Raw genomic sequence first — 23,123 nt, forward strand, 5'->3', positions numbered from 1 at the left:
CACGGACAGGATGAGCACCGACGGGGGAAAGCAGCCACGCGCCGGCTGCACGATCGACACGGACGGCCGGATCACCTTCGACCTGCCGCCCGGGCCGTCCGAAGGACAGCAGCTGCTGCTGCGACTGCGCCCCAGGAAGGGACAGCCCGAGAAGACGGTCCACGTCCTCGGCATCGAGCCGGCCGGTGAACGCCGGAGCGCCGTCCTGGACACGCGCCCCGTTCTCACGGAGGGCCGCTGGGACGTGTACCTGCTCCGGGAACCGGGGGCCGAGCGGCAGCGCCTGCGCGCCGGTCTGCGCGATCTGCGGGCCCTCGTCGGCGGACACCTCCGCCGGTGGCCGGCACCGCTGGCCGTCCGGATCCCCTACGTCACCAAGGACGGCCACCTCGCGGTGCGTGCCTGGCTGCGCACCGCCCACACGGAAGCCGAGGGCGTCGACGTCACCGGCCGTTCCACGACGGTCGGGGCACGCCTGCACGGCGCCTCGCTCCAGGAAGGAGCCGCCGTGATCCTGCGCCTGCGGGGTTCCGGCGACACCGTCCGCACCGTGGAGCACCGTGCCGGGGACGACGGCCGGAGCCTCTCCTTCACCGTCGACCACGCGGAGCTGGCCGCCGGGACACCGCCGGGGTCCGGCGTCTGGGACGTCTCCGTCCGGCCCGCGGCCGGAGCACCCCTCATCCGCGTCGGCCGCCTCCTCGACGACCTGGCGGACCGCAAGGACGTGGTCGTCTACCCGACGGCCGACCTCGGCGGTGTCGCCCTGCGCCCCTACTACACCGTCGACAACGACCTCTCCGTGGAGGTCGGAGGGCAGCCGTGACCTGTATGGCGCACCGCGCTCTTCCTCCCGGGTGACCCCGGTGGCGTGAGCCCCGCGATCACTGGTGTCTGGACGGAGGGGGAGCGGGCGGAAGGCGGAGACCATGGAGCGGAAGCACGACAGCCTCGCGACACCCCGGGCCGCCGGGATGGCCGGAGTGGTGTTCGCGATCCTGATGGCCTCGGCGATCGTGCTGGTGCGCATCGCCCTGCCCGGCGGCGAGGACGACGCGACCCTCGACGCCGGACAGCGCAGCGGCGTCCGCACCGCCCTGGAGCTGGTGCCGTTCGCCGGGATCGCGTTCCTGTGGTTCATGGGCGCCCTCCGCGAGCAGGCGGCCCGGGCCGAGGACCGGTTCGTCGCCACCGTGTTCCTGGGCAGCGGCCTGGTCTTCGTCGCCACGCTGTTCGGCGCCGCCGCGGCGGCCGGGACCGTGCTCGGCGAGAGCCAGCAGCAGGGACCCTCCTTCGGCAGCCGCTTCGCCTACGCCCTGCTGACCACGTACGCCATGCGGATGGCGGCGGTGTTCATCATCGCGACCTCGACCATCGGCCGCCGGCGCGGCATCCTCCCGCGCCCGCTCGTCGTGATCGGCTATCTGGCGGGCCTGACGCTGCTCGTGGCCGGAACGGGTCTGCCCTGGTCCGAACTGGTCTTCCCGGCCTGGGCGCTGCTCCTCAGCCTGAACATCCTGCGGGGCCGGCGTCCCCCCGCGGCACCGCCCGCCGCCCCGGCCTGACCGGGCCGCGCCGCTCACTCGAACGGTCTGCTTACTCGAACGGTCTGCTCACTCGAACGGTCCGTTCCTCGTCGCCGCTTCCCGTCCGGCCGTCGAGAGTGGTCGCAGGAGGGTTGACCGGGCCCATGGAGAGGACCGATCCCGTGGTAAGGATTGCCGTCGATCTGAACCGCTGTCAGGGGTACGCGCAGTGCGCGTTCCTCGCTCCCGAGATCTTCGCCATGCACGGCGACGAGGCGCTGCTGTACGACCCGGACGCCGACGAGGCGCCGCGCGAGAAGCTGGACCGGGCCGCCGCGGCCTGTCCGGTGCAGGCCATCCTCGTCGACGCGGTGGAGCCGGACGACGCGGAACCCGGCGCCCCGGACGTGCCGGCCGAGGCGGTGTCCCGTGCCCGGTGACGGATCCCTGGAACAGCTCAAGCGCGACGGCCGCATCGTCGTCGTCGGTGCCTCGCTGGCGGGCCTGCGAGCCGCCGAGACCCTGCGGGAGAAGGGCTTCGCGGGATCACTGACCATGATCGGCGACGAGCCCTGCGAACCGTACGACCGGCCCCCGCTGTCCAAGCAGGTGCTGCTGGGCCGGGCGAGCGCCGACCGTACGGCACTGCCCAGACTGCGGTCCGTCGACGCGACCTGGCGGCTCGGCACCCCGGCCACCGGCCTGGACATGGCCGCCCGGCGGGTGCGGCTCGCCGACGGCGACGAGGTGCCCTACGACCGCCTGCTGATCGCCACCGGCGTACGGGCCCGGCCGTGGCCCAACGAGGCCGAGGCGGAACTCGACGGTGTCTTCGCGCTGCGCACCCGGGACGACAGCGCCGCCCTCGCGCGCCGGCTCGACGCGGGCCCCAAACGGGTCCTGGTCATCGGGGGCGGATTCACCGGCTCGGAGATCGCCTCCGCCTGCCGCGAACGCGACCTCCCCGTCACCGTCACCGAACGCGGTGCCGCGCCCCTGGTCGGCGCGCTCGGCGGGGTGGTCGGCGCGGTCGCCGCGGAGATGCAGCGCGAGCACGGGGTGGACCTGCGCACCGGGGTCATGGTGACCGCCCTGGAGGGCGACGCCGCGGGAAGGGTGCGCGCGGCCCAGCTGTCCGACGGCTCCTCCGTGGAGGCCGACGTGGTGGTCGTCTCGCTCGGCGCCCTGCGCAACACCGAATGGCTCGCCGGGTCCGGCCTCGGCGCGGGTCCCCGGGGCATCGCCTGCGACGCGGGCTGCCGCGCCTTCGACATCCGCGGGATCGTCACCGACGACGTCTACGCGGCCGGTGACGTCGCCCGCTGCCCGAACGCCCTGTTCGGCTACCAGTTCCTGTCCCTGGAGCACTGGGGAAACGCCGTCTCCCAGGCCCGGATCGCGGCGCACAACATGCTCAGCGAGAGCACCGACCGCCTGCCCCACATGGAGGTCCCGGCCTTCTGGTCCTCGCAGTTCGGGGTCAACATCAAGTCCGTCGGGATCCCCTCGATGGGGACGGAGATCCTCATCTCCCAGGGCTCACTGGCGGATCACCGCTTCCTCGGCGTCTACGGGTACCAGGGACGCGTCATCGGCGCCGTCGCCTTCGACCACGGCCGGTGGCTGCCGTTCTACCAGGAGCTGATCGAGACCACCGCGCCGTTCCCGCCGCCGTTCACCACGGTCGACCGGCGCCCGGACGGACACCGCCCGCTCGACGCGGACTTCCCCGACCCCTCGGTCCCCACCCACGGCCCCACCGTGACCCTCAGCGGATACTCGCCGGCCGACCGCCGGATCACGTTCATCCCGGCGCACTGACCGCACGGCCACGAGGACCCTAGGACTCGCCATGACGCAAACCCTGCTGCACCAGATCCTGGACTACGCCAACCGGGCCGATCCGTACCCGATCTACAAGGAGCTGCGGAAGACCCCGGTCCACCACGAGGGCGACGGGCCGTACGTGGTCAGCACGTACTACGAGATCCGGAGCCTGCTGCACGATCCCCGGATCAGCTCCGACGCCCGCAACCTGGCCTCGAACGCGGCCGATCCGCTGGCCTCGGAGGCGCCCGCGGAGGAGAGCACCCTCCCGCCGGGCTTCCTGAAGCTCGACCCGCCGGAGCACGACCGGCTGCGGCGCATGACGAACCGCCCCTTCGGTCCGCCGCACTCCCCCCACCGGGTCGACGGGATGCGCGGAGAGCTCCGCGACATCGTCACCGGCCTCATCGACGGCATCGGCGAGCCGGAACGCATCGACCTGGTGGAGCAGTTCTCGTACCCCTTCCCGGTGACGGTGATCTGCCGGCTGCTCGGCATCCCCCGTGAGGACGAGGCGCGTTTCCACGTCTGGGCGGACACCCTGGCCGCGAGCCTGGACCCCGACCCGGACGCCGACACCGTCGGGAAGGGCAAGGACGCGCAGGACGCCCGAATGCAGTTGGGCATGTACCTGGCCGGTCTGATCGAGGAGCGCCGCAAGAACCCCGGGGACGACATGCTCTCCCAGCTGGCGACGGCCAAGGGCGACGACGGCCCGATGACCACGATGGAACTGCTCAGCACCGCGGCGCTGCTGCTCATCGCGGGACACGAGACCACGGTCAACCTGATCACCAACGGCATGCTGACCCTGTTGCGCAACCCCGATGTCCTCCAGCGGCTGCGTGCCGATCCGCGGCTGGCCGTGCCCATCGTCGAGGAACTGTTGCGCTTCGAGCCGCCGGTGCAACTGGTGCCGCAGCGCACCACCCTCGCCGACATCGAGGTCCGCGGGGTCACCATCCCCAAGGGCGCCGCCCTGTGGCTGGTCCTGGCGTCGGGCAACCGCGACCCCCAGCGCTTCGACGACCCGGACCGCTTCGACCCGGACCGCCCGGACATCCAGCACCTCGGCCTGGGCAGCGGCATCCACAGCTGCTTCGGCGCGCCGCTGGCCCGCCTGGAGACCCAGTTCGCCCTGGCGGAGCTGGCCCGGAGACTGGAGAACCCGCGCCTCCTGGAGGACCCGCCCCCGTACCGCCAGAACGCCGTCCTGCGCGGCCCCCGGCACCTGCACCTCGCCTGCGACGGGATCCGTCCCTAGGGAGCACCCTCCTCGCCGATCCGCCGCAGCAGCTCGGGCAGGGCGGTGCCGATGGGCTCGCGGACGACCTCCTCGGCTCGTTCGTCGTACGGGGTGGGTTCGGCGTTGACGATGACGAGCCGTGCGCCGTGGTCGGCGGCGACGCCCGCGAGTCCGGCCGCCGGGTGGACCTGGAGGGTGCTGCCGACGGCGATGAACACCTGGCAGGCCTTGGCGATGGCGGCGGCCTGGCCGAGGACGACGGGGTCGAGGTGCTCGCCGAACATCACGGTGGCGGGCTTGAGGATCCCGCCGCACTTCAGGCACTCCGGGTCGCTCTCACCGGCGTCGACGCGGGCGAGGGCCTCCTCCACGGGTGTCCTCGCGTGACACCCCGTGCACACCACCGCCCTCGCGGTGCCGTGGAGTTCGAGGACCTTGCGTTCGGGCATGTCGGCGAGCTGGTGCAGTCCGTCGACGTTCTGGGTGAGGACCCGCACGGGCACCCCGGACTTCTCCAGCTCGGCGACGGCCCGGTGCGCGGCGTTGGGCTCGGCCCCGAGCTCCTGCGTCTCCCGCCGCATCAGCCAGGCCCGGCGCCTGATCTCGGGATCACTCATGTAGTACTCGTACGTCACGAGCTTCTCGGCCTCGGGATCCTTCCGCCACAACCCGTTGGGCCCGCGGTAGTCGGGGATCCCAGAGTCGCAAGGCATCGGTATATGTAACCCTCTTGCATCGTCTTGCGATACAGCGACAGGCGGTGCTCACGGCGGCTACTTACCGCATTGAGCACCGCCGTTGTCCGCTTTGCTACTGATACTTGCTCTCCGGCACTGAGCAAGTGCACTTGCGTGTACGGAGAACATCTGCCGCGATCACGGCAACTGCGAGGGTCACAGTGGCCCAGGTAGTCTGTCCTTGGGTCTGGCCAGTGGCAATCCAGCCGGCAAGCCCGGATCCGGCGTAGGTGCCCACTCGGGATGTGAACCCGCAGGCGCGCGCCAACTTCCCCAGGCGAGGGACTCGAAGCGCCACTTGACGCCAACTGCCGTCCCCTGTGCTGGAAACGTGGTCGATACCGCTCAAGTGATCATCAAAGGCCATGTCAATTCCTCGTTCTTGCAGGTCAGTCGGTCGACTTGCCGCTCTGAGGTGAGCGAACAGAACCAACCTCACCACCATGCAAGGAACGAGCCGTTATTATGCTTCTAATTAGGACTAAAAGTTCCTACTCGGGAGTAGCTTTGGGTCGTCGCTTAGGTCGATTGGATCTATCTAAACCACTCGATGCCTTTGCATCTGACCTGCGGCGATTGCGGGATTCGGCCACGCCCATCAAGATTAAGATCAAAATCAAGGGCGAGCAGGGTGACCGTGTCGAGCAGGGCGAGCAGTGGGTGTTGCCCGATGTGAGGCACGTTGTGAAGAACTACGGGGTGAGTTCATCCAGCATCTACGCCGCCTTGAGCGCGCGGCGCTTGCCTTCTCGTACTTTGCTGCGAGCCATGGTCCTGGCTTGGGACCCGAGGGGGGAGAACGCGCTCCCCAATTGGATGAACCGAAGGTTGGAGGTTGAAACAGCGCTGAGTCTTGATCCGCCTGTCGTTCAGGACTCGATCACGGACACGGCTGAGATGCGTACTGCTGAGCTTGACGAGCCCGAGGTTCGCCGGCCTGAGCCCGTGGGTGGCTCCACGCCGTCAGGTGTTCCGTCGATGGCAGTTGGTCCCTCGTCGCCATCGGCGCTGACATCTGAGGTCAGACGGCTCTACGTGGCTGCCGGCCGCCCGTCGTTGAGGGCCATCAGCGAGGCTGTCCTGACCGACTCCGAAAGCAAGGATGTCAGTGCTGAGACCATTCGCCGCGTGATCTCTGGGGCACATGCAAAGCAGGGCAGTGTGATCCCCGTTGCCCGCGCATTGGCTGCCCTCAATGGCGACGACGTAGCGGCAGCGGAAGAGACGACGCGGCAGTTGCAGGAAGCTGAGGAAGTTGCTGCGGAAGCCGAACCCGCAGGGCGGAAGAGTGCTGGTGAGACACCGAGCGTGGTGGATCTAAGAGGAACAGTCATCTACGGCCTTCAGTTGATCGCAGGAGATGGACAAACGATTGACCTGCGCAATTCGGTGTTGAACCAGTCGGCTGTGCGGGCGGGGGATCAGCAGACTCTGCACATCGGTGGGAGCACGTTGAACGAGTCGGCTGTGCGGGCGGGGGATCAGCAGACTCTGCACATCGGTGGGAGCACGTTGAACGAGACGGCTGTGCGGGCGGGGGATCAGCAGACTCTGCACATCGGTGGGAGCACGTTGAACGAGACGGCTGTGCGGGCGGGGGATCAGCAGACTCTGCACATCGGTGGGAGCACGTTGAACGAGACGGCTGTGCGGGCGGGGGATCAGCAGACTCTGCACATCGGTGGGAGCACGTTGAACCAGTCGGCTGTGCGGGCGGGGGGACAGCAGACTCTGCTGACCAACGACAGTGTTCTTCAAGAATTGCCTGGTGAGGTGAAAGCCCTTCCGTCGCTTCCCGGAACTGATGCCTGCCTGTTGGGTGGTGCGCACCACCAAGATCATGTGGTAGCTCAACGCAGCAGCGATACTTGCGATGAAGCGCGGTCCTCGGGCCAGGAAACCTATTGACGAGCCCTTGAGTCGTAAGGCATTGGCAGATGTGACACCAGTGCCTGGATTGAGATCGTGACACCCACACATCGCATGTGTGGTAGGGACCGGACTGCGCACTGAACGAGGATCGCCTGTCCGATGCCGATCGTGGCGTCTCCATCAACCGCAGCAGCCGTGCAATGTTGGTCTGGGGCGAAATTCCGGTGATTGCAGGGCGCAGCATGCAGGATGATCTGCGCATGGGGATCGATATTGAGGCATTCAACAAGGCGGCAATTCCCGCTCTGGAGGCACTCACAGGGCTCCTAGCCCGGGGAGCGGCGGATTTCGCTCCAGCTCCCGCCGACAGGCGCCCGTTCCTGGTGGGCTGGGGCATGGTGGCTGCCCTGCACCGTCAGGCCGCAGCGGTAGTCACTCTGCACAGCAAGGGACTTGGGTACGAGGCTGCGCCCAACCGTCGCCTGATGGTGGAGTACGTGGCTAAGCTCCAGTGGCTCGTCCGGGATGGCGAGAACGCCGTGGATTCGATGAACATGGCGTTCAAGTACGAGCATTCGAAACTTCGGAAAGCGGCGGACGACGGCGGATACCAGTACGACGTGGACGCTGCGAACGCTGTTCGTGACGCGGTGCTTCCGAGCAACCCGGCCGATACCTACAACGGCACGAGCAACCTGCTCAAGCACCTTGGCGGCGGACGGGTCTGATGCAGGTTCGGGTGACAGGTTTGATCACGCGGCCTGGAAGGCCGGTGTGGTCATGACGGTCTCGAATTCGACGGGGGTCAGCCGGCCGAGTGCGGCTTGTCTGCGACGTCGGTGGTAGGTCCGCTCGATCCAGGTCACGATCGCGATCCGCAGTTCCTCGCGGGTGGTCCAGCTCCGGCGGTCCAGGACGTTCTTCTGCAGCAGGCTGAAGAAGGACTCCATGGCCGCGTTGTCGCCGGCTGCCCCGACTCTCCCTATCGAGCCAGCCATCCGGTGGCGGCCGAGCGCGCGCACGAATTTCCGGGACCGGAACTGCGATCCGCGGTCGCTGTGCAGGATGCATCCGTCGACGTGTTCCCGCCGGGCCGCGGCGTTGTCCAGGGCGGTCACGGCCAGGCGGGACTTCATCCGCGTGTCGATGGAGTAGCCCACGATCCTGTTGCTGAAGACGTCCTTGATCGCGCAGAGGTACAACTTCCCTTCGTTGGTGGCGTGTTCGGTGATGTCGGCGAGCCATAGTCGGTTCGGGCCGTCGGCGGTGAAGTCGCGGCGGACCAGGTCGTCGTGCACCGGCGGGCCGGCCTTCTTGGTCCTGCCGCGCTTCTTGCCGAACACACTCCACCAGTGGTTGTCCCGGCAGATCCGCCATGCGGTCCGGTCGGCCATCGCGGCCCCCGAGCTGCGGGCTTCATCGGCCAGGAAGCGGTAGCCGAACTCGGGATCCTCGCGGTGGGCGTCGAACAGCGCGTTCGCCCGGTACGCCTGCTCCAGCACGGCGTCGGTCACGGGCTTGTCGAGCCAGCGGTAGTAGGGCTGTCTGGCGAGCTTGAGCACCCGGCACGTCACCGTGACGGGCACCCCGTCCACGGCCAGCTCCTTCACGAGCGGGTAGATCCTTTTCCCGGCAGATGCGCCTGCGACAGACAGGCCGCCGCCCGGCGCAGGACCTCGTTCTCCTGCTCCAGCAGCTTGATCCGCCGACGTGCTTCCCGCAGTTCCGCGCTCTCCTGGCTGCTCACCCCGGGCTTGGCCCCGTCATCGATGTCCGCCCGGCGCATCCATTTCCACAACGTCATCGGATGGACACCGAAGTCCTTGGCCACCTGCTCCACCGTCACCCCCGGGCCACGGTTCCTCGCGACCCGCACGACGTCCTCACGGAACTCTTCGGGATAAGGCTTGGGCACAGCGACATCCTTCCCACCCGCCCCACAGGGCAAGCCAGTTCAGATGTCACCCGATCGTGCAGCAGACCCCTTCTTCTTCTTGTTCTTCGGCATGGTGGCCTTCAACGACTTGATGGTCGGCTCGCCCTGGACCGGTGATCTCAAAGCCATTGCCGACGCGGCTGGCCTCGCCAGCGCAATCTGAGCTGACACCGTGCTTACAGTTAGTCGCTCTTTGCCGTCAGTTCCGTCAGTAGCCTAGGTAGGGCGGTGCCGATGGGTTCGCGGACGACTTCGTTGGCGCGTTCGTCGTACGGGGTCGGTTCGGCGTTGACGATGACGAGCCGGGCTCCGTGGTCGGCGGCCACACCCACGAGGCCCGCCGCCGGGTGGACCTGGAGGCTGGTGCCGACGGCGATGAACACCTGGCAGGCCTTGGCGATGGCGGCGGCCTGGCCGAGGACGACGGGGTCGAGGTGTTCACCGAACATGACGGTCGCGGGCTTGAGGATCCCGCCGCAGGTGACGCAGGCCGGGTCGTCCTCGCCGGCGTCGACCCGGGCGAGAGCGTCCTCCATGGGCCCGCGTGCATGACATCCGGTGCACACGAAACTCCTTGCTGTGCCGTGGAGTTCGAGCACCTTGCGGTCGGGCATGCCGGCGAGCTGATGGAGTCCGTCGACGTTCTGGGTGAGGACCCGCACCGGCACTCCCGACCGCTCCAGCTCGGCGACGGCCCGATGCGCGGCGTTGGGCTCGGCCCCGAGCGCACCGCTCTCCCGCCGCATCTGCCAGGCCCGGCGCCTGATCTCGCGATCCGCCATGTAGTACTCGTACGTCACAAGCTTCTCGGCCTCGGGATCCTGCCGCCACAGACCCTTGGGCCCGCGGTAATCAGGAATGCCGGAATCGGTGGAGACGCCTGCCCCGCTGAGGATGGCGACGAGTGGCCTGTTCATGGACATGAAGGTACGGCGCGCACCTGTCCGGAGCGACCGGTTATCCGGGCGCGGGACAGGACGACATGGATCATCAAGCAGCGGTCACAGACCCTCCGGTCACCGGTGCCGTGAACCTAGCGGGGTTGGGGTTCGTGGAGGCGGACTGCCATCCTCACCGTCACGTCGTCTCCCGCCGAGAGGCCGCTCGGCTTGCGCACGGCCACCTTGAGCGGCAGCAGATAGCCGCCGTCCCTGGGGAAGAGAGACGTCTGGAAGACGACCTCACCGATCCGGGCCTCGACCGGGATCACGCCCCAGCCGTAGGTGGCCATTGCGGCCACCTCGCGGATGTCGGCGGACTCCTCGTCCGGCACGCGGACGAAGTAGTACGGCGACGGTCCGCGCCATTCGATCACTCGGCCGGAAAAGTCGAACTCCATGCGGTCGGTCTCCTTGCGTGGGGACGGCCAGGACGTGCGAAGGACCCTGCAGGGACTCCCGGTCGTCTCACCCCTCGACGAAGTAGGTGTACGGCGCCACCGAGACTCCCTCCGAGACCGCGCGTTCGTCGTCCTCGTCGGCCTCGGGGTCGATGTCACGGGCCCACAGCGAGTGCATGGACCATACGGAGAATCCGGCGTGGAAGTCGTGACCGATGTCTGAGGGCGTGCTCGTGTACCCCAGGCCGTGGAGGTCCGCGACGACGTCATCGAGAAAGCGATGAGTCAATTGGACCCCGTCGTAGTGCACTTCGGCCGGGCCGTCTTCACCGCTGTAGTGGGCCTCTACGAGTTCGACCGTCTCGTCGGTGGCGTAGGTGATGACCAGCATGGGTGTGGTGGTGTAGACGGCCCGTTGCCCGCCGGGGCCGTGATGCGGTGGCCCGATGGACTCTTCGACTTGCGAACGCCGGTCACCGATCCTGACCGTGTCGACGCCGATCCCCGGAATGATCTCCATGTCGGCCATACGACGATGGGTTACCGCGCCTTGGAACCTCACCGTCCAGCGGCCACTACGTCGCATCCCCGGATTCGCTGATGGCTTCGAGCAACGCGGTCGCGGTCTCGTTGTACGGAGTGGGGATGCCCAGGCGGGCACCTACGCGCACCACCGCGCCGTTGCGCGCGTCGTATTCCATGGGCCGGCCTGCCAGACGGTCCCACAGCATGCTGCTGCCGGACTCGGCAGACATGGCCCGCAGTCGGGCGATGACCCGGTCGGCCATGTCCTCGGGGAGGTTCGCCCCCGAAGCGGCGGCGACCTGTCGCGCTTCTTCCACCAACGCGTGGCCCAGGCGGGCGATGCGGGGATTGGCGAAGACCGGCATACGGCGCATCGTCAAGGCGGTAACGGCACCGTTGGCCGCGTTCAGGCACAGCTTCGCCCACGTTGCGGTGACGAAGTCCTCGGTCGAAGTCACGGTGATGCCGCTGTCCTCGCACAGGGCCGCGAACTTCGCACCGTCATCGCTCTCGGGTACCACGATCCTCGGGCGGTCGAACAGCCGGATGCGGCCGCGCTCCGGTGATTCGGCCGAGATCTCCACCACCGTCGGAAGGACCCGAGCCGCGCCCGCCAGCGGTGTGACCCGCTCCACGTGCTCGACACCGTTCTGCAGCACCACGACACGGGTGCCCGTGTCGCACAGTCGCTCCAGCCAGGGCGCGGCCCCGGCCGTCTGATGAGCCTTGGTCGCCAGCACCACCCACTCGACCGCGGACACCTGAGCAGGGTCGAGGATCTCCGGAATCACCGTGCTCTCGACCGCACCGCCAGGCTGTGTGATCCGCAGTCCGCCCAGTGGCGAGCGCACACAGGCAGTCACCTCCACACGCCCCGTCGAGGCCAGGCCAGCGGCCACCACGGCACCCACCGCGCCCATGCCCACCACCGCAACACGTGTCATGGCCACCGAGCCTACTCGCGGGTACGGGGCGGGGTGCGGGCTGGTGCCCAACGGGCTTCGCAGACAAGGCGGTTTGCTCCCTTGCAGGTCGCCCACCTGCCTGGCATCGACGTCGCCCGGCAGTACGGCGAGACCTATGACGACTGCCTGGAGATCCTCAACCTGCTGGGCGCCTTCGAAGAGTCCCGGAAGAGTCTGTGAACGCCCGAGGCTGCTCCACTCCACACTCCATGTCGATGCCGTCTCGTGGCAGACCTGCGCAGGGCCGTGTGTCCGGGCCGGCGGCCGCCGTTCGGATCACCCGAGGCGGCCCTTCAGGTGACTGCCGGACGCCTCATGAGGCAGGCGGGCGTCGCAGGGGTACGACGTCTCAGCAGAGAACGAACCCGGAACGCCGTGAGGAGCTTGGCGATGTACGCAGCAGTCCGGCGGTACGAAGGGGTGACGGATCCCGCCGAGGCGGCACGTCTCGTGAACGAGGGGTTCGTGGCCCTCGTGCGCCAGGTCCCCGGCTTCGTGGCCTACTACTGGATCGACGCCGGGGACGGAGTGATGGTCTCGACCAGCGTCTTCCAGGACCGGGCCGGTGCCGAGGAATCGATCTCGAGGGCCGCGGACTTCGTGCGGGACAACCTCGCGTCACTGCTCCCCAACCCTCCCCAGGTCATGGCCGGCGAGGTGGTGGCTTCCGCATGACCGCGTCCGGACCGGTCACATGAAGCTTCCAGGACTGTACCGGCCCGCAGTGTCCACGTGGTCGCCCTGCACAGCGTTGATCCCGCGAGGTGCGTCGGCCGCGAAGAGGGCTGTGAACGCGGCTTGACTTGGATCATCATGCCGCGTTCGCAGACTTTTGACGTCCTGTTGGCGAGATCGGGGTTGCCGGCGCCCGCATCGTCGCCCTGGTCATGGTTTCGAACTTGTCGGGTCCGCCCGGCAACGGTGGTGGGCTCTGAACGCACGCCGTCTCGTCGCCTGGTCCGGGAGGCACCCGCTTCGAATGCGGTCGGCTGGTCGAACTCTCCGAAGCGGTTGCGGCGTGGTCAAGGCCGGGCGGTGACCGCATCCGATGGTCCAAGTCCGGGTCTTGGGTGCCGTGTCGCCTCTACTCTGGATGTCCTGTGGGCAAGTGGTGCACGTCGGGAATGGTGGGGCATGCGCATCCGGGTTTTGGCCGAGAGTGACGAGCGGACGCTGGCGGATCTCCAGTCCTGGCTGGGGCGGGATCCGGGTACGGCCGGGCTGCCGGTGGAGCCGGTGACCGGTGACGGTCCGAGGACCATGGGGGTGCTGGAGGCGCTCGACGTGGTTCTCGGCAACGCCACCGGCATCGCGAACTTCGCCGTCGCCTACGCGACGTGGCGTACGACCCGGCCGACCGGGACGGCCCCCGGGGCGAGGACGCTGACACACGGCACCAGCACGGTCGACATCGGCCACCTCTCTGCGGAGGAACTCGCCGAGCTGCTGCGGCGCCTGCAGGGCGACGAGGACGGCACGCCTTCCGGTTCTTCCTGATGGCACTCGACCAGAGCGGGTCCCGGGCCGTCCTGTTCGGGGTGCACGCCTATCAGCACCTGTCGGCCCTGGACGGCGTCCGTCACAACGTGCCCGCGCTGCGGGACCGGCTGACCGCGCGGGAGGCGGGAGGCTTCGCCGGTGAGCACTGTGTGGCGGTCCCCGCCAACAGCGCTCCCCAGACGTTCCTGGACGCCGTGCAGGAAACCGCGGACCACGCGAGCGGTCTGCTGCTGGTGTACTACGCCGGGCACGGCCACTTCGGCCGTGACGGCCGCACCCTGCTGCTGGCAACCCAGGCCTCCCGCCCGGACCGCCCGCACCACTCGGTTCCCTACGAGGAGATACGGGCGATCGTGGCCGCCTCCAAGGCCCGGCACCGCGTCGTGGTGGTCGACTGCTGCTTCAGCGGGGCCGCCCTGCACATGAACGCACAGGACGACGGCCGGACGGGAGTGGAGTTCGACATCGAGGGCGCGTGCGTGCTGACCTCCTCGGCCGAGACCGAGCGGTCCCTGTGCCTGCCGGACGGCAGCGTCTTCACCCGGGAACTGGTCCTGCTCCTGCGCGACGGCCTCACCGGAGAACTGCCCGACAGCCGCCGCGGCGAACACCTTCGCGTACTGACGATGGCCGACGTCTACGACGTGCTGCGCGAACGGCTCAAGGGACGCACCGTGGAGGGCCACCGGGTGCCGGCCCCGCGGATGAGCACCCGCGACAGCGGCCACCGCATCCCTCTCGCCGCCAACCCGGCCCACCCCCCGCACACATCATCCCCGCCCCTCGCCCCGCCCCTCGCCCCGTCGGCCGCCCAAGCGTTCGGCCCGCCGGCCAAGGTGCATACGGCCTACGCGGCCACCCGGTACTTCACCGGCCGGGAGGACGAGCTGGCGGCGCTGACCGGGGCGGCCGGGCAGCCGGCCGCGGTGTGCGTCGTGCACGGGCGCGGTGGCCAGGGCAAGACCGAACTGCTGCGCGCCGCGGCCGCCCGTGCGGGGCATCGCTTTCCCGGCGGCTGCCTGGAGATCGACCTGCGCGGCTGGACACCCGGCCAGCAGCCCCGTGACCCGTACATGGTCATCGCCGAGCAGCTCCACCACCTGGGCCACGGCCCCGAACGCATCCCGGCCGACCTGACCGCGCGTGCCGAGACCTGGCGCCTGCAGCTCGCGCAGCATCCCGTCCTCCTGCTGCTGGACAACGCCCACGACGCCAAGCAGCTGGCGCCGCTTCTGCCGTCGGCGGGCTCGCCGAGCGTCGTCATGATCTCCAGCCGCTCGGCCTTACCCGAGATCAGCGCACACCTGCGCTGCGAACTGCGCCCCCTGCCCACCGATGACTGCGTCACGGTCTGGCACAAGATGGGCATCTCCCAGGACACCGATGATCTCGGCCAACTGGCCGACCGCGTCAACGGCAGTCCTCTGGCCCTGGGACCCGTCGGCACCCGCCTGCTGCGCGGAGCCCACCCCACCGCCATCCTCGCCTCACTGGCCGGCCAGGACCGCTCCACCGTCTTCCCCGACCTGGACGCTGCCGAACGCGACGCCTTCGACAGCGCCTACACGGCCCTGGACACCGACCTGCGTACCCTGATCCACCACTGCGCCTGGCACCCGGGACCCGACTTCGCCCCCGACTCCCTCGCCGCCATGGCCCAACGCCCCGAACACGAGGTCGAGGTCCGGCTCACCGAGATCGAACAGATCCTGATCCGCAAGAACAACCGCTACAGCCTCCACGACAGCAGCCTCGCCTACGCCCGCCGGACAGCCGCACACCACTGCACCCAGGACGAAGAACGATCCAGCAGATCCCGGCTCTACCACCACCTGCACACCAAGCTCAGCCACGCTCGAGACACCCTGAGCACAAGCGGGTCCCAGGAGGAGCAAGAAGTACGGAGCGCACGCGAGTGGCTCGATGCACACGCCCAGGAACTCCAGTCCGCCGCACACACCTCCAGTACGGACAAATGGCAGGACGCAGCCTCGTTCCTCAATGCTGTCGGTGAATCGCTCTACCTGGACAATCGCTATATCGAGGCCGATGGGCTTTTCCGGACGGTCTTGAGAACCACAGCCCCTGGATCCCTCGACCAAGCCAACGCCACCTACAGCCTTGGCGAGGTGCACCGGATGCAGGGTCGCTATGACGAGGCCACTACCGCCTACCGCAACGCCCTGACCATCTACCAAGCCATCGGTAACCGCCATGGTCAAGCCAACACCACCAAAGGCCTTGGCGAGGTCCACCGGATGCAGGGTCGCTATGACGAGGCCACTACCGCCTACCGCAACGCCCTGACCATCTACCAAGCCATCGGCAACCGTCTCGGCCAGGCCAACGTCATCGACAGCCTCGGCGACGTCCACCGGATGCAGGGTCGCTATGACGAGGCCACTACCGCCTACCGCAACGCCCTGACCATCTACCAAGCCATCGGCAACCGTCTCGGCCAAGCCAACACCACCAAAGGCCTCGGCGAGATCCATCAGGTGCAGGCTCGCTACGACGAAGCCACCACCGCCTACCGCAACGCCCTGACCATCTACCAGGACCTCGGCTACCGCCTCAGCCAAGCCAACACCACCTACAGCCTCGGCGAGGTGCACCGGATGCAGGGTCGCTATGACGAGGCCACTACCGCCTACCGCAACGCCCTGACCATCCACCAAGCCATCGGTAGCCGTCTTGGCCAGGCCAATACCACCAAAGGCCTCGGTGACGTCCACCGGATGCAGGGTCGCTACGACGAAGCCACCACCGCCTACCACGACGCCCTGACCATCCACCAAGCCATCGGCGACCGTCTCGGCCAGGCCAATACCACCAAAGGCCTCGGTGACGTCCACCGGCTGCAGGGTCGCTACGACGAAGCCACCATCGCCTACCACGACGCCCTGACCATCTACCAAGCCATCGGCGACCGTCTCGGCCAGGCCAACATCAGCTACAACCTCGGCGACGTTCACCGGACGCAGGGTCGCTACGACGAAGCTGTCGGGGAGTTTCAAAAGGCAAGAGATCTTTACACCGAGCTGGGCATCACCGCGTGGGCCGACCGCTGCCAACTGGCTGCGAGCGAAATCGAAGCCGCCAGGGCGAAAGATACAAGTTCCGGGTGAGCCCTCAGCACGAACCTCAGCCAGACACCCGTCATGCTCAGGCCGTAAGGATCAGCTCCTGCACACAGGTACGGGACGGTCGGGCCAGCCCTCACAAAGGGGGTCTGCGAACGCGGCTTGACTTGGATCATCGAGCAGCGTTCACGGACCACTCCCGGCGAGGGCTTCGGAGCACCGGTCGTTCCGGTGGGATCGGGAGGAGGATCAGGGCGAGGTCCGGTCCGTTCTCCGGGGGTGTGGGGGAGGCATGCGGAACAGGCCCCCCAGCCTGCACAGCGCCTCGCTGTCGCCCGTCGCCGACGCGGCACCGCTCTCGATCGCCTCGGCCCAGGTGAGGCCCTGGCCGGTCAGGCGGAGGAACGCGTCCGTGCTGGTCGTGACGGTCGCGTCCGGGTGCTGGGCCGGTCCGTGCAGCGCCTCGATCGTCCCGTCGTCGATCCGGGCGTGGAAGACCTCGTCGTCGATGCGGAACTCGTACACCGCGCGCAGTCCCGTGGCGGCCTCGGGGTCGAAGCAGGCCCGCAGGCCGAGCACGGCCCAGCCCGGGTGGAACGTCTCGGTCGCGCGCGGCTCGCCCATCGCCCACTTCAGTCCCCACCGGGCCAGCTCCAGGATCGCCGGCCCGAGTTCCTCACCGGCTTCGGTGAGGGCGTAGGCGGCGGTCCGGGCGGGCGGGGGAAGCGTGACCTTCCGGGCCAGGCCCTCGCGCTCCAGATGCTTCAGGCGCGCGGCCAGCAGCCCGGTGCCGAGGCCGCGCAGGCTGGCCTGCAGATCGCCGAACCGCTTGGGCCCGGTCAGCAGCTCGCGGATCAGCAGCAGCGTCCAGCGCTCGCCGACGAGGTCGAGGGTGCGCGCGGTCGCGCAGTACTGGTTGTACGTTCGCTGTTCCACTTCATCACTCTAGACTCGACGCTTCTCGTTCTTGAACGAAGAGGTCTTCAGAGGTCTCCATGAGCATCCGGGCGAGCGGCTCGGGCCGGGTGAGCATCACGTCGTGCGGGCCGTCCAGCGCCCGTGTCCGGTACCCGACGGCCTCGCCGAACCGGTCGAAGGGGTAGGCCCCCGGTCTGCAGTGGACGGCCGTTCCGGGGATCCGGTCGACGGCCCCGGTCAGGCGGGTGGTTTCGGTGAACGTGCGCAGCGGCTGGGGGAGCAGGCGCGCGGCGAGCCAGGCCGTGTCGTCGGCGTCGACGATGCCGAAGGCTTCCGGAGGCGGGGCCGGGATCCGCCGCCCGTGCCCGGACGTCTCGGCCGCCGTGCGCATCGCGTCGACGAAGGCGTCGGGGGCCAGGGTGAACATGCCGGAGCCGTCCGGCCCGGCCCATCCGTCCACGAGGACGATGTGGCCGACGGCGTCGGGCCGCGCGTCGGCCGCCTCCCGTACGACCAGGCCCGCGTAACTGTGCCCGACCAGTACGAGCTCGCCCTCCTGCCCGACGGTGTCGATGGCGGCGACGACCGTCCCGGCGTCGTCGTGGAGCCCGCGGTCTCCGACGGCGCCCAGGTCCGGGGTGAGCGCCCGCGCCCCGGCGGCGCGCAGCAGCGGGACGATCCGGTCCCAGGCCCACGGGCCGTGCCAGGCGCCGTGGACGAGAACGAACGTGGTCATCGGTGACGCTCCTCGCGCAGCAGGGGCAGGACCCGGTCGGCGAACTCCTCCAGGCCCGCGTCGTGGTCGTCGGTCGCCAGGCGGATCACCAGGTGGCGGGCGCCGGCCGCGACGTAGCCGGTCAGCCAGTCGGCGGCCTGGCGGGCGGTACCGGCGAACAGGGCCTGGATCGGTGCGATGGTGTCGAGCGGCGCGTTGTAGTAGCGCTCGACGCTCGTCCGCAGGCGTCGGCGTGCCTTCTCCGGGTCCTGGTCCAGGCAGAGCGTCGCGTACAGGGCGGGGGTGACCGGGCGCGCGGCCGCCTGCTCGATGACCTGGTGTTCCTCCGCGTACGTCGTCCACTCGGGCGGGTAGGGGAGCCAGCCGTCGGCGAGGCGGGCCACGCGCCGCAGTGCCGGTACGCCGCTCCCGGCCAGCCAGATCGGCGGACCTGAGGGGCGGGACGGCGGGGGCGCGATCCGCACGTCCTCGAAGGCGAAGTGCTCGCCCCGCCAGGACACCGCCTCCCCCGACCAGAGCTTCCGCATGACGTCGATCGACTCCGCCGTGCGGCCGGCGCGGCTCGCGAATCCGACACCGATCGACGCGAACTGGGCACGGGTCGCCTGGTTCGGGAACCCGCCGCCCATGCCCGCGATCAGCCGTCCGTCCGACAGCCGGTCGAGGGTGGCGAGTTGGTGTGCCAGCAGGATCGGATGGCGCAGCGCCGGCAGGAGCACCGCCGTGCCGAGCGTGACGCGTTCGGTGGCCTGGGCCACGGCGGCCAACAGCAGCAGCGGATCCGCGCGCGGCCTGGTCACGGGACTGTCGCCCGCCCAGACCGAGTCCAGCCCCAGCTCCTCCGCCCGCCGCGCCTGGGCGACGAGCCGCCTCGAGTCGTGCTCACCCATGACGGACCGGTCGCGTGTCGGCAGCAGATAGCCGACCTCCGGCTTCGCCATCTTTCCTCCCGGTCGTCGCGGGGCTCCCGATTCGGCTCCTGACCCTAGCTGTTGACTTCTTGTTTTTGAAGTGACAGGTTCAAACTACGGTAGCGACTGAAGGAGTTCAGGATGTCCAAGGCGCTCTACACGGCGCAGGCGCACGTCACCGGGGGCAGGGACGGCCGGGGGAGCACGTCCGACGGGAGACTGGATCTGGACCTGCGGATGCCCAAGGAGCTGGGCGGGGACGGCGAGGGCGCCAACCCCGAGCAGCTCTTCGCGATCGGGTACGCCGCCTGTTTCAGTACGACGCTCGCCCTGGTCGGGCAGCGGGGCGAACTCAAGGCGGACGACGCGGAGGTCGACGCGCTCGTCTCGCTGGTCCCGGTCGACGGCGGCCGCTTCGAGCTCGGCGTCGAGCTGCGGATCTCGCTTCCCTCGGTCGCCGGGGAGCAGGCGGTCGAGCTGGCGAGGACGGCCCACCAGGTCTGCCCGTACTCCAACGCCACGCGCGGCAACGTCGAGGTGGCGCTGGTGGTCAACGGCACACGGCTGTGACGCCGGCCCCGCTTCTCCAGGCCTGGGGGAAGCGGGGTTCCGCGCCGGCTCCTGCCGCCCGCCGTCGCCCGCCCGCCTGCGGGCCCGGCGGTGGGCGGAAGCCCTACGCTCCTCCGGCGAACGGATTGCCGTGCCCGGGAAGCTGCCCTTCCCTGGGGACGTACCGCAGCCGCCCGCTCCGCTCGGTCACCGGCGTGAACCCGGCGGCCTGCAGCAGGGCGGCGTACTTGGCTCTGTAGCGCCGGTTGACGACGAGCCCGACGGGCACGAGGGCCATCAGCACCGCCCAGGTGATGCCGGCGACGACCGCGGCGGTGGTGTCCGCGCCGAGTTGAAGGCCGAGACACACGGCCAACGTGCTGAAGCCGGCGACCAGGATGACCACCAGCTGTTTCTCGGTGTACCTGGTGGCGAGATCGAACGAGATGCGCGCCTTGAGGAGCTCGACCTCGCCGGGCACGAGCTCCGGCAGCGCGCCCCCGTCGACCGCGTCCGGATACCGCGCCCGGCTCTGCTCGGCACGCGCCCGGGCCTGCGGGCTGGGGTCGGGCACGATCAGCATCGTGAACCCGTTGCCCTGTGCCCCGCCGCCCTGCCGTACGTCCGCGTACTCGTACCCGAACTGCTGGGCGATGAAAGCGAGTCGGGCGATCTTCTTCATGGACGCCCTGGCGGTGACGACCTGAACGGGTTCCCCGCTCGCCATCTGCCGCAGCATCTTTCGCGCCTGCCGGTTACTCACCGATCGCCTCCTCGCACACGATCAGGCAGTCTTTCATATTGGCATGCTCATGCCAGACGTGGGCTGAGTCGTGGTGAACGGCGAGAGCGGCACGAACAGGGGGGGGCGGACCCACCCGAGTCGCGGCCCTCCACCTCGCGTGCGAGCCTGAATTCATGATCAGGCGATCGCCTCGCTGCCCGCCCACCTGCCCGTTCGGGTGAGGGCGGCCACCGGTGGCCGCCGGGCGGGGACGCCCGAAAGGAGTTCGGCCCCATGATTCCTGCCACCGCGTCACCTGTGCGTATCGAGGCATTCATCGATCCCCGGCTGTCCAGATGGATGTGGCTGGTGAAGTGGTTCCTCGCCATCCCGCACTACATCGTGCTGTTCTTCCTGTGGATCGCGTTCACCTTCGTGACCGTCGTCGCGTTCTTCGCCATCCTGTTCACCGGCCGCTACCCCCGATCCCTCTTCGACTTCAGTGTCGGCGTGCTGCGTTGGAACTGGCGTGTCGGCTATTACGCCCACACCGCGCTCGGCACCGACCGGTACCCGCCGTTCACCCTCGCGGACGCGCCCGACTACCCGGCGCGTTTCGATGTCGCCTATCCCGAACGTCTCTCCCGCGGTCTGGTCCTGGTGAAGTGGTGGCTGCTGGCGATCCCGCAGTACATCGTCGTCGGGATCTTCGTCGGCGGCTGGGGCTGGGGCGGAGAGGACAGCTGGCGCGGCATCGGCCTGATTCCCTTCCTCTCCCTGGTCGCCGTGGTCATCCTGGCGTTCACGGCCCGATACCCGGTTCACCTTTTCGACCTGCTGCTCGGTCTGGCCCGCTGGGCCGCACGGGTCGCCGCCTATGCCGCGTTGATGACCGATGAGTACCCGCCGTTCCGCCTCGACCTGGGAGGGCAGGACTCCCTTCTCATGAAGGCCCCGGCGACCGGTTCCGATCGATAGGACGGGCTCGGCGGGCCCAGCGGGGAAGAGGTGCGTGAGGGAGCGGCCCGTGGTGTGAACCGGGGTCGCGACACGCCCGGTTCGACACCCGGGGCGGGGGCCGGGCCCGGTCAGCGGGGGTCGGGTTCCCTCGCCGCCCGGCGCCCGAGAGCCGTCACCGGTGCCACGGCCAGGAGCACGGCCAGTGCCGCGTAGCCGTGGTCGAGGGTGGTGAGCGAGGCGACCGTGGCGACGAGCAACGGGCCGCCCGCGTCGCCGAGTTCCCGGCCGAGTTCGGCGGTGCCCATGGTCTGGCCGAGCCGTTCGGCGGGGGTCGAGGCGGCCAGGGCGGCGAAGCCGAGCGGGGTGATCAGGCCGGTTCCGGTGCCGATCAGCGCCGCGCCGGACAGCACCCCCGAAACGCCCGGCAGGGTCGCGCAGCCCGGGCCGGCTGCGGTGAGCAGCAGCCCCGCCAGGATGCCGCCGCGCGCGGTGAGGCGCCCGGCGTCCAGGGCACGTCCGGCCCGGGGCTGGACGACGGCCGCGCAGGCGGCGAGCACGGACACCGCCGCACCGGTGGCGACCGTGTCCAGACCGGCCGCCCGGCCGGAGACGGGCAGGAAGCCCACGCCGACGGACAGGGCGGCGGTCGCCGCGGCCAGCGCCGCCGTCGGACGGAGGAAGTCAGGACGGGCCAACCGCCGGGCCAGGTCCAGCACCGTCTGCCGGGCCTTCGGCAGCGGCGGCACCACGGGGACGGCGAGCGCCGCCCAGGCGGCGACGGCCGCGCCGGTCACCGCGAGGACCGTGAACAGCAGCCGCAGCCCGCCGGTCCACACGAGCACTCCGCCGAGCAGCGGGCCGAGGGTGTAGCCGACGGACTTGTAGAAGCCGTAGCCGCCGAAGGCCCTGCCGTGCTTCGCCGCCGGGTTGAGCCGGGCGACCAGCGCGGAGGCGGAGGGCGAGAAGGCGGACGCGGCGGCGCCCTGACCGAGGCGCGCCGCCCACAGCAGGCCGGGACTGTCCGCCAGCGCGTACACGGCGGAGGCGGCGGCGAACGCGACGAGCCCGCCGAGCAGGACCGGGCGGGCCCCGACACGGTCCGCGAGCGTGCCGAAGACCGGCTTGAGCAGCACCTCGGCGCCGTCGTACAGGGCGAGCAGCCCGCCGAGCACCATCAGCGAGGTGACCGCGCCGCCGCCGTGGCCGCCGAGGTTCGCGGCGATGCCGTGGGCGCCGAAGGCGGTGGTGAATCCGGCCGCGTACAGCGGCCACATCTGCCGGTCCGGGGCCGCTCGGGCGACGGGGGCTTCGGGGGTGCCAGGGCTGCCGAGGCCGCCCGGGGAGCCCGGGGTCCCGGTCACCGTACCGGCTTCCGCGGTACGGACGAAGCGCGGAAGGACCGCTTCCCGTCGGCGGGGGCGGCCGCGTGTCGGCCGAGGCGTTCGCCGGTCATGGAGCGAGGCTACGCCGGGCGGGCATCCCACCCGGCCGGGATGCCCGCGCCGGGTCACGAGGGTGCGTACGACGCGTCCACCCGGAGGGTTTTCGGGGCTCGGCGCGCGGGCCGCCCGGATGCGGAGGATCCCGTGGGTACGCTCGCGCTCCGACGGCAGAATCCCACGGCGGCCGGACAGCGGTCGCACGGCGTTCCACCGCAGCATCCCTCCGAGCGGACGTAGGAGAAGACCCATCACCGAGCCGAAGCCCGAGAAGGCCGGGACCGCTCCGGAGGGCCGGTCCGCCGGGGCGGAGTCCGCGCCGGGCAATCA

24 protein-coding genes are annotated in these 23,123 nt (G+C 69.6%); 13 read left to right on the top strand and 11 right to left on the bottom strand.

Features of this window, described 5'->3' with window-relative positions; all coding sequences use genetic code 11:
* Positions 1-10 precede the first annotated feature (10 nt).
* The 5 genes from ACICHK_RS31670 to ACICHK_RS31690 all read left to right on the top strand — a co-directional run bounded on the left by ACICHK_RS31670 (position 11) and on the right by ACICHK_RS31690 (position 4,617).
* Complete coding sequence (locus ACICHK_RS31670) at positions 11-826, top strand: hypothetical protein (RefSeq protein WP_406841362.1); 816 nt, start codon at positions 11-13, stop codon at positions 824-826.
* 103 nt (positions 827-929) lie between these two features.
* Positions 930-1,565 (top strand): hypothetical protein, encoded by a 636-nt coding sequence (locus tag ACICHK_RS31675; protein WP_406839553.1) that lies wholly within the window; start codon positions 930-932, stop codon positions 1,563-1,565.
* Between the two features lie 143 nt (positions 1,566-1,708).
* Positions 1,709-1,966 (top strand): ferredoxin, encoded by a 258-nt coding sequence (locus ACICHK_RS31680; RefSeq protein ID WP_406839554.1) that lies wholly within the window; start codon positions 1,709-1,711, stop codon positions 1,964-1,966.
* Positions 1,956-3,347, top strand: a complete 1,392-nt coding sequence (locus ACICHK_RS31685; protein WP_406839555.1) for an NAD(P)/FAD-dependent oxidoreductase — start codon at positions 1,956-1,958, stop codon at positions 3,345-3,347. Before ACICHK_RS31680 ends, ACICHK_RS31685 begins: the two co-directional genes overlap by 11 nt.
* Positions 3,348-3,378: 31 nt before the next feature.
* Positions 3,379-4,617 (top strand): cytochrome P450, encoded by a 1,239-nt coding sequence (locus ACICHK_RS31690; RefSeq protein WP_406839556.1) that lies wholly within the window; start codon positions 3,379-3,381, stop codon positions 4,615-4,617.
* Here the strand turns inward: ACICHK_RS31690 and ACICHK_RS31695 are convergent.
* The gene (locus ACICHK_RS31695) at positions 4,614-5,312 is read right to left on the bottom strand and encodes an SIR2 family NAD-dependent protein deacylase (RefSeq protein ID WP_406839557.1); all 699 of its coding nucleotides are present in this window, start codon (positions 5,310-5,312) and stop codon (positions 4,614-4,616) included. The two genes, ACICHK_RS31690 and ACICHK_RS31695, sit on opposite strands and share 4 nt — an antisense overlap.
* Positions 5,313-5,864: 552 nt before the next feature.
* Here ACICHK_RS31695 and ACICHK_RS31700 point away from each other — a divergent pair.
* Entirely contained in the window at positions 5,865-7,244 is a 1,380-nt protein-coding gene (locus ACICHK_RS31700) for a hypothetical protein (RefSeq protein ID WP_406839558.1), read from the top strand.
* Between the two features lie 164 nt (positions 7,245-7,408).
* Entirely contained in the window at positions 7,409-7,936 is a 528-nt protein-coding gene (locus tag ACICHK_RS31705; RefSeq protein WP_406839559.1) for a hypothetical protein, read from the top strand.
* Between the two features lie 24 nt (positions 7,937-7,960).
* On the opposite strand, the gene ACICHK_RS31710 is transcribed toward ACICHK_RS31705, so the two are convergent.
* A protein-coding gene (locus ACICHK_RS31710; RefSeq protein ID WP_406838891.1) for an IS3 family transposase occupies positions 7,961-9,123 on the bottom strand; the annotation gives its coding sequence in 2 pieces (ribosomal slippage) (positions 7,961-8,836 and positions 8,839-9,123; 1,161 coding nt in all).
* Between the two features lie 43 nt (positions 9,124-9,166).
* Between ACICHK_RS31710 and ACICHK_RS31715 the strand changes: the two genes are divergently transcribed.
* Positions 9,167-9,307 carry a hypothetical protein gene (locus ACICHK_RS31715; protein WP_406839560.1) on the top strand — a complete coding sequence of 47 codons (141 nt, stop codon included), beginning with the start codon at positions 9,167-9,169 and terminating at the stop codon, positions 9,305-9,307.
* Positions 9,308-9,326: 19 nt separating this feature from the next.
* Here ACICHK_RS31715 and ACICHK_RS31720 read toward each other — a convergent pair whose 3' ends face one another.
* The 4 genes from ACICHK_RS31720 to ACICHK_RS31735 all read right to left on the bottom strand — a co-directional run bounded on the left by ACICHK_RS31720 (position 9,327) and on the right by ACICHK_RS31735 (position 11,952).
* The gene (locus tag ACICHK_RS31720) at positions 9,327-10,061 is read right to left on the bottom strand and encodes an SIR2 family NAD-dependent protein deacylase (protein WP_406839561.1); all 735 of its coding nucleotides are present in this window, start codon (positions 10,059-10,061) and stop codon (positions 9,327-9,329) included.
* Positions 10,062-10,177: 116 nt separating this feature from the next.
* The gene (locus ACICHK_RS31725; RefSeq protein WP_406839562.1) at positions 10,178-10,483 is read right to left on the bottom strand and encodes a DUF1905 domain-containing protein; all 306 of its coding nucleotides are present in this window, start codon (positions 10,481-10,483) and stop codon (positions 10,178-10,180) included.
* A 67-nt stretch (positions 10,484-10,550) separates the two neighbouring features.
* The gene (locus tag ACICHK_RS31730) at positions 10,551-11,012 is read right to left on the bottom strand and encodes a hypothetical protein (protein WP_406839563.1); all 462 of its coding nucleotides are present in this window, start codon (positions 11,010-11,012) and stop codon (positions 10,551-10,553) included.
* Between the two features lie 46 nt (positions 11,013-11,058).
* Positions 11,059-11,952 (bottom strand): 2-dehydropantoate 2-reductase, encoded by an 894-nt coding sequence (locus tag ACICHK_RS31735; protein ID WP_406841363.1) that lies wholly within the window; start codon positions 11,950-11,952, stop codon positions 11,059-11,061.
* A gap of 411 nt (positions 11,953-12,363) precedes the next feature.
* Between ACICHK_RS31735 and ACICHK_RS31740 the strand changes: the two genes are divergently transcribed.
* From ACICHK_RS31740 to ACICHK_RS31750, 3 genes are all read left to right on the top strand, one after another.
* Entirely contained in the window at positions 12,364-12,648 is a 285-nt protein-coding gene (locus tag ACICHK_RS31740) for a hypothetical protein (RefSeq protein ID WP_406839564.1), read from the top strand.
* Between the two features lie 459 nt (positions 12,649-13,107).
* The gene (locus ACICHK_RS31745; RefSeq protein WP_406839565.1) at positions 13,108-13,470 is read left to right on the top strand and encodes an effector-associated constant component EACC1; all 363 of its coding nucleotides are present in this window, start codon (positions 13,108-13,110) and stop codon (positions 13,468-13,470) included.
* Positions 13,470-16,601, top strand: coding sequence for a caspase, EACC1-associated type (locus ACICHK_RS31750; protein ID WP_406839566.1), 3,132 nt, complete (start codon positions 13,470-13,472; stop codon positions 16,599-16,601). The genes ACICHK_RS31745 and ACICHK_RS31750 overlap by 1 nt, the downstream gene beginning before the upstream one ends.
* A gap of 204 nt (positions 16,602-16,805) precedes the next feature.
* Here the strand turns inward: ACICHK_RS31750 and ACICHK_RS31755 are convergent, their stop codons facing one another.
* From ACICHK_RS31755 to ACICHK_RS31765, 3 genes are read right to left on the bottom strand one after another with little or no spacing between them, the layout of a single operon-like run.
* Positions 16,806-17,492 carry a winged helix-turn-helix transcriptional regulator gene (locus ACICHK_RS31755; protein ID WP_406839567.1) on the bottom strand — a complete coding sequence of 229 codons (687 nt, stop codon included), beginning with the start codon at positions 17,490-17,492 and terminating at the stop codon, positions 16,806-16,808.
* A gap of 4 nt (positions 17,493-17,496) precedes the next feature.
* The gene (locus ACICHK_RS31760; RefSeq protein WP_406839568.1) at positions 17,497-18,210 is read right to left on the bottom strand and encodes an alpha/beta fold hydrolase; all 714 of its coding nucleotides are present in this window, start codon (positions 18,208-18,210) and stop codon (positions 17,497-17,499) included.
* Positions 18,207-19,151 carry an LLM class flavin-dependent oxidoreductase gene (locus ACICHK_RS31765; RefSeq protein ID WP_406839569.1) on the bottom strand — a complete coding sequence of 315 codons (945 nt, stop codon included), beginning with the start codon at positions 19,149-19,151 and terminating at the stop codon, positions 18,207-18,209. Before ACICHK_RS31765 ends, ACICHK_RS31760 begins: the two co-directional genes overlap by 4 nt.
* Positions 19,152-19,262: 111 nt before the next feature.
* On the opposite strand from ACICHK_RS31765, the gene ACICHK_RS31770 reads away from it, so the two are divergent.
* Positions 19,263-19,691, top strand: coding sequence for an organic hydroperoxide resistance protein (locus ACICHK_RS31770; RefSeq protein ID WP_406839570.1), 429 nt, complete (start codon positions 19,263-19,265; stop codon positions 19,689-19,691).
* Between the two features lie 103 nt (positions 19,692-19,794).
* On the opposite strand, the gene ACICHK_RS31775 is transcribed toward ACICHK_RS31770, so the two are convergent.
* Positions 19,795-20,433: a hypothetical protein gene (locus ACICHK_RS31775; RefSeq protein ID WP_406839571.1), complete on the bottom strand. Its 639-nt coding sequence runs from the start codon at positions 20,431-20,433 to the stop codon at positions 19,795-19,797.
* Between the two features lie 255 nt (positions 20,434-20,688).
* Here ACICHK_RS31775 and ACICHK_RS31780 point away from each other — a divergent pair, with 255 nt between their 5' ends.
* Positions 20,689-21,372 (top strand): DUF4389 domain-containing protein, encoded by a 684-nt coding sequence (locus tag ACICHK_RS31780; protein WP_406839572.1) that lies wholly within the window; start codon positions 20,689-20,691, stop codon positions 21,370-21,372.
* A 110-nt stretch (positions 21,373-21,482) separates the two neighbouring features.
* Here the strand turns inward: ACICHK_RS31780 and ACICHK_RS31785 are convergent, their stop codons facing one another.
* On the bottom strand, positions 21,483-22,628 hold the full coding sequence (locus ACICHK_RS31785) for an MFS transporter (protein WP_406841364.1): 1,146 nt from the start codon (positions 22,626-22,628) through the stop codon (positions 21,483-21,485).
* Positions 22,629-23,123: the final 495 nt, after the last annotated feature.

The organism is Streptomyces sp. AHU1 (assembly GCF_045343905.1).
GTDB classification, from domain to species: Bacteria; Actinomycetota; Actinomycetes; order Streptomycetales; family Streptomycetaceae; genus Streptomyces; species Streptomyces triticiradicis.

Coding starts and splice junctions, on each gene's coding strand:
- ACICHK_RS31670 (WP_406841362.1), top strand. CDS start 11: ATGAGCACCGACGGGGGAAAGCAGCCACGCGCCGGCTGCACGATCGAC.
- ACICHK_RS31675 (WP_406839553.1), top strand. CDS start 930: ATGGAGCGGAAGCACGACAGCCTCGCGACACCCCGGGCCGCCGGGATG.
- ACICHK_RS31690 (WP_406839556.1), top strand. CDS start 3,379: ATGACGCAAACCCTGCTGCACCAGATCCTGGACTACGCCAACCGGGCC.
- ACICHK_RS31695 (WP_406839557.1), bottom strand. CDS start 5,312: ATGCCTTGCGACTCTGGGATCCCCGACTACCGCGGGCCCAACGGGTTG.
- ACICHK_RS31705 (WP_406839559.1), top strand. CDS start 7,409: ATGTTGGTCTGGGGCGAAATTCCGGTGATTGCAGGGCGCAGCATGCAG.
- ACICHK_RS31715 (WP_406839560.1), top strand. CDS start 9,167: ATGTCACCCGATCGTGCAGCAGACCCCTTCTTCTTCTTGTTCTTCGGC.
- ACICHK_RS31720 (WP_406839561.1), bottom strand. CDS start 10,061: ATGAACAGGCCACTCGTCGCCATCCTCAGCGGGGCAGGCGTCTCCACC.
- ACICHK_RS31725 (WP_406839562.1), bottom strand. CDS start 10,483: ATGGAGTTCGACTTTTCCGGCCGAGTGATCGAATGGCGCGGACCGTCG.
- ACICHK_RS31730 (WP_406839563.1), bottom strand. CDS start 11,012: ATGGCCGACATGGAGATCATTCCGGGGATCGGCGTCGACACGGTCAGG.
- ACICHK_RS31735 (WP_406841363.1), bottom strand. CDS start 11,952: ATGACACGTGTTGCGGTGGTGGGCATGGGCGCGGTGGGTGCCGTGGTG.
- ACICHK_RS31740 (WP_406839564.1), top strand. CDS start 12,364: ATGTACGCAGCAGTCCGGCGGTACGAAGGGGTGACGGATCCCGCCGAG.
- ACICHK_RS31745 (WP_406839565.1), top strand. CDS start 13,108: ATGCGCATCCGGGTTTTGGCCGAGAGTGACGAGCGGACGCTGGCGGAT.
- ACICHK_RS31750 (WP_406839566.1), top strand. CDS start 13,470: ATGGCACTCGACCAGAGCGGGTCCCGGGCCGTCCTGTTCGGGGTGCAC.
- ACICHK_RS31760 (WP_406839568.1), bottom strand. CDS start 18,210: ATGACCACGTTCGTTCTCGTCCACGGCGCCTGGCACGGCCCGTGGGCC.
- ACICHK_RS31765 (WP_406839569.1), bottom strand. CDS start 19,151: ATGGCGAAGCCGGAGGTCGGCTATCTGCTGCCGACACGCGACCGGTCC.
- ACICHK_RS31770 (WP_406839570.1), top strand. CDS start 19,263: ATGTCCAAGGCGCTCTACACGGCGCAGGCGCACGTCACCGGGGGCAGG.
- ACICHK_RS31780 (WP_406839572.1), top strand. CDS start 20,689: ATGATTCCTGCCACCGCGTCACCTGTGCGTATCGAGGCATTCATCGAT.
- ACICHK_RS31785 (WP_406841364.1), bottom strand. CDS start 22,628: ATGTGGCCGCTGTACGCGGCCGGATTCACCACCGCCTTCGGCGCCCAC.